This is a genomic window from Martinezella rhizogenes, from assembly GCF_027460065.1.
Lineage (GTDB): Bacteria > Pseudomonadota > Alphaproteobacteria > Rhizobiales > Rhizobiaceae > Agrobacterium > Agrobacterium rhizogenes_C.
On the sequence record NZ_JAPYZZ010000038.1, the window covers coordinates 1 to 9,514 of the forward strand.

Consider the following 9,514-nt stretch of genomic DNA (forward strand, 5'->3'; position numbering starts at 1 on the left):
GCCTGCGCCACCGGTAAAGCAAATTGGGCGCGACGCCATGACGGCGAGCGGTCGAAGATACCGTCTCGCCGGGTTCGAAACTCTGCTCAATGATTGTCAGCTTTTGCTCGGTTGTCCACCGCCTGCGGCGAACATCACCCATCAGCAATTCAACGTGTCGATACTCGTTAGACATAAGCCTGTCCTCAAGCCTGTGCTTGAGCCTTTCTGCTTATGCCGACTGTCCGGTCGAAATGGGGAGCACTTCAACTAGAAGGTCGTAGTTGCCAGTGTTTGGACTGCTGTTAAGCTACTTTCGGTTAGAACTGCTATTGCAGCAGATCGGCGCGGTAAACTGGCTCAATGTCATGGAGATATGGGCACATTTATGCTGAAACGACGTGATCTTGTGGCCGCGGGAGGTATTCTCGCAACTCTCGGATGGTCGCGGATGGCTGCTGCATCACGCTACCCTGTGCCTGAAGATATGCCGGGCGCACCGTTTGGTGATCCTAACCTGAAGCTTGCGATCCTATCCAGCCTGATCGACAAGCAACTGATCGATCTCGGGACTCCACAACAGCTTGCTGAGCATGTTCTTGGACGGCCCGTCGATCTTGAGAACGAAGGCTACAAGCCTATTCCCGCAGTTCGAGCCTATCTGGATCGCTACCCTCTCTCGTCCGACCTCCTGTATCGGATCGACGAGCTTGTTCTGGATGGAGGCAGCTCCATCTATCGATATGTCTGGTTCTTCTGGGATGGAGAGGATGATATCTTTGACATTAACAGCCTTGCCGGGATCAAGCACTGCCCGAACATCAAGAGCCTTGATCTAACGTCGATGATCGGGACTGTGGACCTTCGTGACCTCCTGCCGCCATTCAAGGTCGAGACCATCAATGCAGGGATTGCGTTAGAGAACATCCCGGCTCTGCTCGACATGCCCAGTCTACGAAGCGTCCGTATCCTCGACGACCAGCTTTACGAAGATGTCATGACTCCGGGGCATCCCAATCGACAGGTGATGGAAGTGTTGAAGGCTAGGGGAGTCTCCGTCTGGGTCCATTGGGTGTCCAGTTACGATGAGAACCGCCCCGCATACCAATAACTGTGATCCTGGGTGCGCTTTCGGAAATTGACGCGGCCAAGCGGACCATCAACAAGGGCATCGAAAGCGACCTTCACAAAAGATTTGGGTCGATGGCCTGCTGCCGGATTCGTAGTAAAACAACCTGACGAAACTGTTGCTCGCTAGTCCGCCGAGTTCGTCAGACCTAGCGTGCGCCTGCGGTGTTCGACGGCATGCCAGCTTCGCACGGCGCACCCATGAGCGGTCTGCCCTGTTTTGCCTTGCCGTTGACATATCTAAAAGCGTGAGTTTTTAACGACCTAAGTAAGAGATTCGTTATGGAAAACCCGTAGGCTTCGCAGGATATGAGAGGCGCGGCAGCGGCCACGGTTTTTTTAGGCATGACGCTTGATTACAATTCACTTTTGATGGCGCTTGCTGTCTCGGCCGCGTGTCTCGGCGTGACGCTGCTCGGCAGCTGGTTTGCACGCCGCTCCGAGACCTTCTTATTGAGCTGTACGCTAGGGCTCGTGCTTATCGTTAGCGGCATTGTTGCCTACGGCCTTTATGTAGACGATCCTGTGGTGGCGTTTGGCGTTGTCTCGTTCGTATTTTTTCATGCAGGCTTTGCAGCTGTCTGGGGCGCAGGCTGCCAGTTTCGCACCAACATGTTGCCGCTACGAGCTTCGATCACCTGCGCTCTCGCGGCAATGCTTGTTTCGATCCCTCCGTTGCTGATCGGTTATGACGGGCTCGCATTTATCGCCCAAAATGCCGCGATTGCTGCAATACTCTTTGCGACCGCTTGGCAATATTGGCAGGCCCGCAAAGAAGCGCTGGCCCCCCTAATCGGAATCTCCTTCCTTTATTGCCTGACAGGGGTTTCCTTTGTTCTCTGCGCCGCCGTTCTTATCGCCGATGGAAAGACAGTGCTAGGAGTTGCGCCAAGCAATTGGGCAGAGGATCTCAGCATCGCTATCTGTATCGCTGGCATGACCGGCATTGGTGCCCTGTCGCTGGCGCTTAACCAATGGCGGCTCGCCGCGCGGCATCGTCTGGACGCCATCACAGATCCACTGACTGGCCTCCTCAATCGCCGTGCGCTTTTCGAGCGCTACGGTCAGAGTTTGATCGGACCGGAAACTGCAGTCCTGGTTTTCGACCTCGATCATTTCAAGTCCATCAACGACACTTTTGGGCACGCTGGTGGTGACCGTGTGCTGAAGATTTTTGTTGCTGAGCTCGTGGCTAACTGTGGAACCGGTGACACTGCTGCGCGCCTCGGTGGTGAAGAATTCGCACTGGTTTTGAAAGACGGCATGCCTGACCGTGCCGAGATGGTGGCGGAGCGCATTCGTAAAGCCTTCGCTGGTCACAAAATCCACTTGGAGGGTGCAGCCTTCACGTGCACGGTCAGTGTTGGAGTCGCACCGGGGCGTTCTGTTCCGATGGATTTAGACACCATGCTGAGTGCGGCAGACAAGGCGCTCTACATCGCCAAGCGCGCGGGCCGGAACCGGATTGAGCTCGCAAGTCATCTCCACTCTCTATCGATTGTTTCCGCTCGAACCGTCTCCTGATCGGCGACCCGAAGCGACAACTTCGATTCGTGGGATCGCCCCGCCAGCATTATACTGTCAACCGTTATTGATGCCGGTATCATGCCCGCTGTGCGTGAGCAAAGTAAAACTATCTGGCATTTGCACTAAGCCTCTCCGCTTGTGCATACGTTATTGCTTCATGGAGGCGCCGCGAGAAAGAAAACTACCGCGATGAAAGTCTGGATACTCGTACCACAATAGTTAATTGTACGTGCTTGGCTGTTCTCTTCCGTGGCAATACGGGCCTTGGCTCTATTGCCCCACACGGTAGGGGAGTGAAGCAATTGCGCCGGAACGCTTAAGCGAACAGGAAAATACTATGACTCTTGCCTTCACCCACACTTTGAACCAGCCGACGTCAGGTTCGAGCGATAATCGCATAAGAAACGGTGTTGCTCATGTCTGTCCTTCAGTTTTTCGGTAGCAGGCAAGATAGTTTTCCAGGCGCCGAGCTTTTTCAACGTCCCACTGGCCACGGGCGCGTTTGGGTTCGTCATGGCTAAAGCGGAAGCGAAAACTGCCGTCCCGTTCAATGGTGAGATCGAATCCGGTGATCCGGTCGTCAGCCTCATTGCGACGCTGTGAATAGAACGCCAGCACAGCATCCTGTCCCTTAGCGTCGATCGGGAATGGCTGCTTGGCCAGTTGCTCATCCGTCCCCCGCACCACGGCGAAACTTACTGTGCTAAGCGAGTAGTCATGTTCGCCTTCATCGATTTCGGCATCGACGAAAATTTGCTCCCACTGGTCGATGCCAGCGCAAGTGACGATCGCTTCGACAATGCTGATCTGCGCGGATGTGAAGTCCATGCGGTAACTCCTGTTTTTTACGCGGTTCCGCAAAATTGATCGACAGGCACCAACCGTCGTTGCTGACGGTGGCGACTACCTGAACAATGCAGCTAGAAACCGGCTCTGGCGCAAAGCGACTCCAGTTTCAGCACCTCTGGATGGCTCGCGCCATACTGCTTGCGATACAGCGGGCGATTGGCACAGGCCTGTTGCTGGAATGCGCGCGTGCCGGGCTTAGGTGGTCCCGTGTTGCGTACCACATGGCCGTTGCGGGCGCGCTTGGCGTGACCACCCATTATACTGCGCTGGTGCAAGCCCCGGGCGTTTTCTGTCGGATCAATGACCGGAGCAATGTCCTGTGCCATGGCCGGCACATTGATTCCGATCATCACGGAGAGAGCCAGGATGAGTTGTCGCATGCCGTCTTCCTCGATTTTCGAGTTTCAAGGCAAATGTTCTAATGGGCAGCCCCCGGATGGTCACTGAGTGTCGTGACGATGCTCAACGGTACACGCGCTTCACCCGGACGCGGCTTCAAGCCCACTAGCATAAGTATATGACGATTGTCAGGGCTTTCGTAACCGTGGACCCAGGCGTTGCGCTGCGGCGTTTCTTCGGCGGTTCGGTGCCAGTTTCGACCATTGATCATCTCGCGATCGAAATAACTTATGAGGCCCTCAGGATCGGTGGTCGAGGGCAGGGTCAGGTGAACGACCCTCAGCCGAACCTTTGCGCCAGGGCATCGAAGACCGCGCCCCACGCGCTCTGGTCCCGCTTCATGACCGCATCCCCAAAAGCATACTCGGCAGGTCGCTCCACGCCACTTGGCAGGTCTGGCAGCGAAGGTTCCAGCGACAGTGAGCGGGCCTCGCCAACCATGCCTGCTGTCAGCGCCAGGGAGATCAATATTCCAAACAGGATGCATCGCAGCTGTGGAGAACAAGTGGAGCGCAGTCTGATCATCGTTCCCGTTTCCTTCTGCCGCGCCTGTCACGGCCCGAAGCTGATGAGGTGGAACGGCCTTTCTCAAACGACATCAAGTACCTAACGTGGTCGTGTTTAACGCCACAAAAAAGAAGGCCGCTCCATCAAAAAGACTACCACAGTCGGAGCAACCCCGCACGCCATCCTTCACTGAGACCCACAGGCAACACGATATAATCTGTTGTTCTGATCTCCGGGCCGTGACAGGCGGGAAGACAACGCTTGCGCGGCAGTTCTTTTCGGCGACATTGTCGACGATGGCGCGTAGATCTGCGCGTTGGGCCTCGGTCAGTCTCTCGACCCCGGGGGACGCGCACGGGGCCGACATCAGTTCCGAGCATGCCGAGCGCTTACTTGACAACGATGACGTTGGCATCGTTGAAATATTTGGTGCGTAGCGCCTCGAACCCGGCGATATCGTCGATCAGCACGCGCGCCGCAGCATAGTCACCCGTTTCCAGCGCCTGGTGGATGGCGTGAGAGTGATCATGGAGAACAGTGACGAGACCGAAGGCGACGCCCAAGTGTGTCTTTGAGCTGTCCGGGGTGTCTCGTCAGCTACCTGCACCTGCGATCAACGTCTCCCTTGCGGCACCGAATGCATCCTGTAGCGCTTTCTGACCATCAAATCCCTCAAGGGCGTAGCTATTGAGGAACTGACGTCCGGCGAACAGCTTGCGGTCGACGGGGCTCAGGTCTGCCTGATCGCAGACCTCTTGCCAGTGCGCGGCGATGATCTTGATCTGGCCTTCTATCAGCGCGGCGGCTTCGACCTCATTAAGGTGATAATCGGGCGCAGCGGCAAGGCAGGTGGCGAGCGTACTGGCCCGGCCTTCACCCTTGATCAGCATGGCCTGCGTGGCCTTGTTGCCGGTACGGCCTTGCGGGCAGATGTCGTAAGCAGGGGTCAGCATCAGCATCTTGCCATCCCAGAAAGCGGCGTGGTTGCGGGCATGATCGTCAGTGTTTCCGCACAGCACGTTGAAGCAAATTCGGCCGTAGAGTTCTTTGAGCGTGCGCTTTGGCTCGGTGAAACGGTGACGGATCAGCTCGGCCAAATCCTCGTAGGAGGCGTAACGGGCCATCATCTCATCAAGGCCCAGTATCGTCAGCGCTGACACCATAGCCTGCCGCGTCCAGCCGCCAGTCGTGTGGATGCGGTCAAAGCGTTCGATCAGCAGAACTTCCTTCTGCGCGGCACGGGTCATCGAAACCGAGGCTGCGTTGAGCCCGCAAGCACTCGCCAGCCTCATCGCGATGAATTCGGCCTTTACAACGCTGTAGGTGTCGTTACTGGCCGAAAACTTGGCGATGAATTTCTTCGCGCCGTCATCGATGAGCGCCTTTGGGCGTGCACCGCCGATGGATGTGCCATGATTGAGGACTTGATCGAGTGCCGGGGGAAGCGGGGCACCTTTTTCGATGAGGGAAGCCGCCTCCAAGAGTTCGTCAAGCGACGCTTGCGCGGCAAGGCGGGGGACATACTCGGTGGCGGAAGCCTGAAAATCCAGCGCGCCGATCCGGTCAGAACCTGACTGGAGCAGAAAGGTCAGCTCGCTGATCTCCGGCACGCCGGCAGCGTCGGGCTTTTTCGCCGTCAGCCTGTTGATGATGACCCGGCGGCCCCAGGCATCGGGTGAGCCATCGCGGATGCAGCTCGCCATCGGCAGGCCATTAATCGGCGCGATGACGCCTTCGCGAAGCGGTAGCTCCGGATCATAGATGGAAATGGCATTGCCACGACGCCGATAGCTGGCGCCGTAGGTGAAAAGCAGACGCTCGCCGTCCTGGTCGAGGCGGCCGGCTACCACCGGTTCTGTCGCTTCCGGCAGCCACATCCAGACGAAGGCTTCAGTAGCTTCTGCCTTAGAAATCATCGTCCACCTCCTTCAATGTTTGGCGGACGCTCTTGGGCAGCAGGATCAGTTTTTCGTCAAGGCGGGTATTTTGCATTTGCAGGATACGCTCGTCATAGTCGAACAAACGCACGCCCACGATCGAGGCGACCTCAAAGACAATGCCGATCTCAGGGCTTGGTGCGCCTTTTTCAATGCTGGCCAAGGTCGTACGGCTGATGCCAGCGCGATCGGCCAACTCCTGGGCAGTCAGGCCGCGTTCGGCCCGGCCGACGCGGATCAGCTTTCCGAGCATGGCGAGAGTTTGGCGAGTGACTCTGGAGTAGCTTCTCTGGCGTGGCATAGCGAGACACCTGATTTGTTCATTTAAACGGACACGGAAGCCCCTCCCGTCCAGAATTTTGTACAACGTGCCATAATGCGTTTATCGGGTCAAGCTTTGTTCATTTAACTGGTCATAACATTCGTTCGTGTCCATAATTTTGTATAGAGATGCCACGTCGCTGGCCCGTTAGAAACGCTACACTTGCTCTAACGATCAGCCCCGACCGGGCCGGGTTGCAAGGGTAGGGAGGGGCGGGGGATAAACACATTTCTTCGGCTTTAGCTTCTTCAGTCGCGACGACAGTTTTGGCCAATTGCGGTCATTGCAGCCAACTTCACTCAGGTCTAGGACTGATCGCACATAGATACGACCCAATGAGCGGAGCGAAAGAAACGATGACACTCTGCAGACTTCGCTGTGCCTTATCGGCGGTTTTYTTCTTGGAGCTTTTTTCGCCCCGACTATCGGTCGGTGTGTGTCCAGCATATGGTGGACAAAGTCCAAGTTTGGTCATCGAAAGAGAGGCCCTCGCCACAGGGGCGAAGGGAAGCAGCGGTGTTCTGATTTTTGGTTTCGACGCCGATGACCTCTCACTCCTCAAGGCTCTTTCAAGTTCTGTTATGGATGCCGCGCTGGAGGAGTTCAAACGGGGCGAAGGCTTGTTCGTAAGTCCAAGGCTGGCGCAACAACTATCGATCAATCCCGGCGACTTACTGATGCTTGCCAACCCGACTGGCCAAAGAACGCCTTTCGGATCGACGCCTCTCATCATTCACTATCGTGTACTGGGGATCGTCAATAGTCCGCTGCTTCCAAGAGCAGATGTAGCGGTTTATCTTCGTCGAATGGAGGCAGAAAAATTCTTGAAACCGGCCGACTGAATAAGTGAGAGAATCGTAATCAGTCCGATCTGCAATCTCCCTGGCATCATTCAGATCCGGGGAGTGTGACATTCCAACTTTGCAGAAACAGGACACCTTTAACTTTGCGGCTACACATTTTGTCAAAGCCGACTAGAGATGCGACGCCGCTGGCCCGTTAGAAATGCGACATTGGCACCCCAGATCAGCCCCCGACCGGACCGGGTTGCAAGGGTAGGAAGGGGGCGGGTGATATGAGCACCGCTTCGGCTTTAGCTTTCTCAATCGACACGACTGCTTTGCGCCAACACCGGTCGTTGCCGGTGTCGGAAAACTAGTTATTCTGCGGAATTACAAAAACTCTAAAAACCAAGGGGCGCATTATTTGGAAATTTTTGCGAGCTGGGGCACGGTAACGGAAGGATCGGAAATGAGACAAGCTGGCATGACAGCGGACGAGTACAAAGCGGCACTTAAAAGCGTCTTGCAGATTCACACCCAGGCAGCCTTGGAACATCTCAACGCCATAAAGCAGTCCCTTCCACAAAAAGCGCGACAGGTCATGGTAGGAATTCATCCGGGACAAAGCGAAGAAGGTTTCTTCGATATTGTCGTTCACCTAGACGGGCCAGACCTTTATGTTCTTCAAAAGGCAATAGCGCCACACCAGTTCTTATTTGAAGTTAAGTGCATTGACGGTCAAATGCAGCCCGATGTTCCCATGTTTGATCCGGATGAAGCCGCTTTCTCCGTAAACGATGCTATCGTGGATACCTGCATGGAGTGGGTTGAAGATCTTTGGCAACGTCTTGGCGGCGTAGCTCTACCGGCCTTCGTTTTTGGAGAGGAAGGATATGGAACTGTAGAGAGTAAACCATTGCTTCCGTGAGACACCATAAAGCGTTTGTCACCGATATTGATCTTTCGATGAAGTCTTTGTCGCGAAACTTGCTGACAAAAGTCAGCGTCCCGCGACCGAAAATTGCGACGGCCAATGCCCGCTCTGGGCCAAAAGCTGCCTTCATTCAGCCGCCTCCATTAGAGCGAGTGCCCTCTGTCGTCTCGCAACCACCTCCGGATCGTTCATGAAATCCGTCCGTCGTCCTGGCTTGCGGCCCCGCTTTTGATATCCATTACTCCGGCTACCGTCCGGGATCTCAAACATGCTGTTGACCTGTCCGGTTCGGCGCGGACCACATTTGCTCCGCTTTAGATCGCGACCTTCCTGCATCTGAGCAACGAGTGACAGCATGTCATCCAGTCGGGAGAATCTTCCCCAAGTGCATCACAGGGTAGGGCATCAGACCTCTCCCTGCAAATAGGCCAAGAACGCTTCGGCCGGCGTCCTGTAGCCGAACCGGTAGATGGTCTCGGCAGACACGCGAACGGGGTTTATTCCTTCAGACATAAGACGTCCGGCGATCTGCTCGGGAGACCACCGAGCCACCAGTTGACTGATGACTTCAGCACGAAGGTCCGGATGACGTCGAAGCTTGCGTAAACGTCGCCGCCGCTCACGAGTCAACTCGTCAGCGATCGTCCCAAAGTAGCCAGTATATTCGGGAAGCTCACGGTCATGGAAGGTGTTGCGCCGGATTTCCCGATAGATCGTCGAGCGGTGACGTCCCAGCCGGTGGGCCATCTCATTGATCGCGACTTTCTGATCAACGAGCCGGTGAAGAAGACGACGATCGGTGAGGGTCAGTTGCTGATAGCAGCGGGACATGTCAAAATCTCCAAAGTGAAGCCATTGAAATTACTGGCATGTCGCACTTGGAAATAGAATGTACCAAGCTACAAACAATGTGGCGGGGGAGTTGAAATGCCCGCTGTGGCGCAAAGTAGAAATGTCCGATTTAGGTGTCCCGGCCATTTAGACATGCGACACTGACACCGCGGATCAGCCCCCGACCGAACCGGCTCTCCGGTTGCAAGGAGAGGGCGGGGGCGGGTGATAGACACACCCATTCGGCTTTAGCTTTCTCAGTAGCAATCGTACCGGTAGCAGTTGATACTCACAGACATCGAATGATGCAGGGGGACAA

General features: G+C 55.7%; 11 protein-coding genes and 2 pseudogenes. 4 read left to right on the plus strand and 9 right to left on the minus strand.

The genetic code is table 11. The features are described from left to right. Window positions 1-175, minus strand: a 175-nt coding sequence (locus tag O8B93_RS27530; protein WP_269713070.1) for a transposase, incomplete at its 3' end; no start/stop codon positions are given. Window positions 176-430: 255 nt separating this feature from the next. Between O8B93_RS27530 and O8B93_RS27535 the strand changes: the two genes are divergently transcribed. Both O8B93_RS27535 and O8B93_RS27540 read left to right on the plus strand, forming a co-directional pair. Continuing rightward, window positions 431-1,090: a DUF6892 domain-containing protein gene (locus tag O8B93_RS27535; RefSeq protein WP_269713060.1), complete on the plus strand. Its 660-nt coding sequence runs from the start codon at window positions 431-433 to the stop codon at window positions 1,088-1,090. A 362-nt stretch (window positions 1,091-1,452) separates the two neighbouring features. Then, complete coding sequence (locus O8B93_RS27540) at window positions 1,453-2,631, plus strand: GGDEF domain-containing protein (RefSeq protein ID WP_269713061.1); 1,179 nt, start codon at window positions 1,453-1,455, stop codon at window positions 2,629-2,631. 417 nt (window positions 2,632-3,048) lie between these two features. On the opposite strand, the gene O8B93_RS27545 is transcribed toward O8B93_RS27540, so the two are convergent. The 6 genes from O8B93_RS27545 to O8B93_RS27570 form a co-directional block, all read right to left on the minus strand. Next, window positions 3,049-3,462 carry a hypothetical protein gene (locus O8B93_RS27545; protein ID WP_269713062.1) on the minus strand — a complete coding sequence of 138 codons (414 nt, stop codon included), beginning with the start codon at window positions 3,460-3,462 and terminating at the stop codon, window positions 3,049-3,051. A gap of 92 nt (window positions 3,463-3,554) precedes the next feature. Continuing rightward, entirely contained in the window at window positions 3,555-3,863 is a 309-nt protein-coding gene (locus O8B93_RS27550; RefSeq protein WP_269713063.1) for a hypothetical protein, read from the minus strand. Window positions 3,864-4,161: 298 nt separating this feature from the next. Then, window positions 4,162-4,407 (minus strand): hypothetical protein, encoded by a 246-nt coding sequence (locus O8B93_RS27555; protein WP_269713064.1) that lies wholly within the window; start codon window positions 4,405-4,407, stop codon window positions 4,162-4,164. Window positions 4,408-4,778: 371 nt separating this feature from the next. Beyond that, complete coding sequence (locus O8B93_RS27560; protein WP_269713065.1) at window positions 4,779-4,952, minus strand: hypothetical protein; 174 nt, start codon at window positions 4,950-4,952, stop codon at window positions 4,779-4,781. 30 nt (window positions 4,953-4,982) lie between these two features. Further along, on the minus strand, window positions 4,983-6,305 hold the full coding sequence (locus O8B93_RS27565; RefSeq protein ID WP_269713066.1) for a type II toxin-antitoxin system HipA family toxin: 1,323 nt from the start codon (window positions 6,303-6,305) through the stop codon (window positions 4,983-4,985). Continuing rightward, the gene (locus O8B93_RS27570; RefSeq protein ID WP_269713067.1) at window positions 6,295-6,579 is read right to left on the minus strand and encodes a helix-turn-helix transcriptional regulator; all 285 of its coding nucleotides are present in this window, start codon (window positions 6,577-6,579) and stop codon (window positions 6,295-6,297) included. Before O8B93_RS27570 ends, O8B93_RS27565 begins: the two co-directional genes overlap by 11 nt. 536 nt (window positions 6,580-7,115) lie before the next feature. On the opposite strand from O8B93_RS27570, the gene O8B93_RS27575 reads away from it, so the two are divergent. Beyond that, window positions 7,116-7,490: a hypothetical protein gene (locus O8B93_RS27575; protein WP_269713068.1), complete on the plus strand. Its 375-nt coding sequence runs from the start codon at window positions 7,116-7,118 to the stop codon at window positions 7,488-7,490. A gap of 364 nt (window positions 7,491-7,854) precedes the next feature. Further along, a complete protein-coding gene (locus tag O8B93_RS27580) occupies window positions 7,855-8,358 on the plus strand; it encodes a DUF6389 family protein (protein WP_269713069.1) in 504 nt (167 codons plus the stop codon). Between the two features lie 132 nt (window positions 8,359-8,490). On the opposite strand, the pseudogene O8B93_RS27585 reads toward O8B93_RS27580, so the two are convergent. Further along, a pseudogene (locus O8B93_RS27585) lies at window positions 8,491-8,733 on the minus strand (ISNCY family transposase); the annotation flags it as partial. A gap of 84 nt (window positions 8,734-8,817) precedes the next feature. After that, a pseudogene (locus tag O8B93_RS27590) lies at window positions 8,818-9,195 on the minus strand (transposase); the annotation flags it as partial. Between the last annotated feature and the right edge of the window lie 319 nt (window positions 9,196-9,514).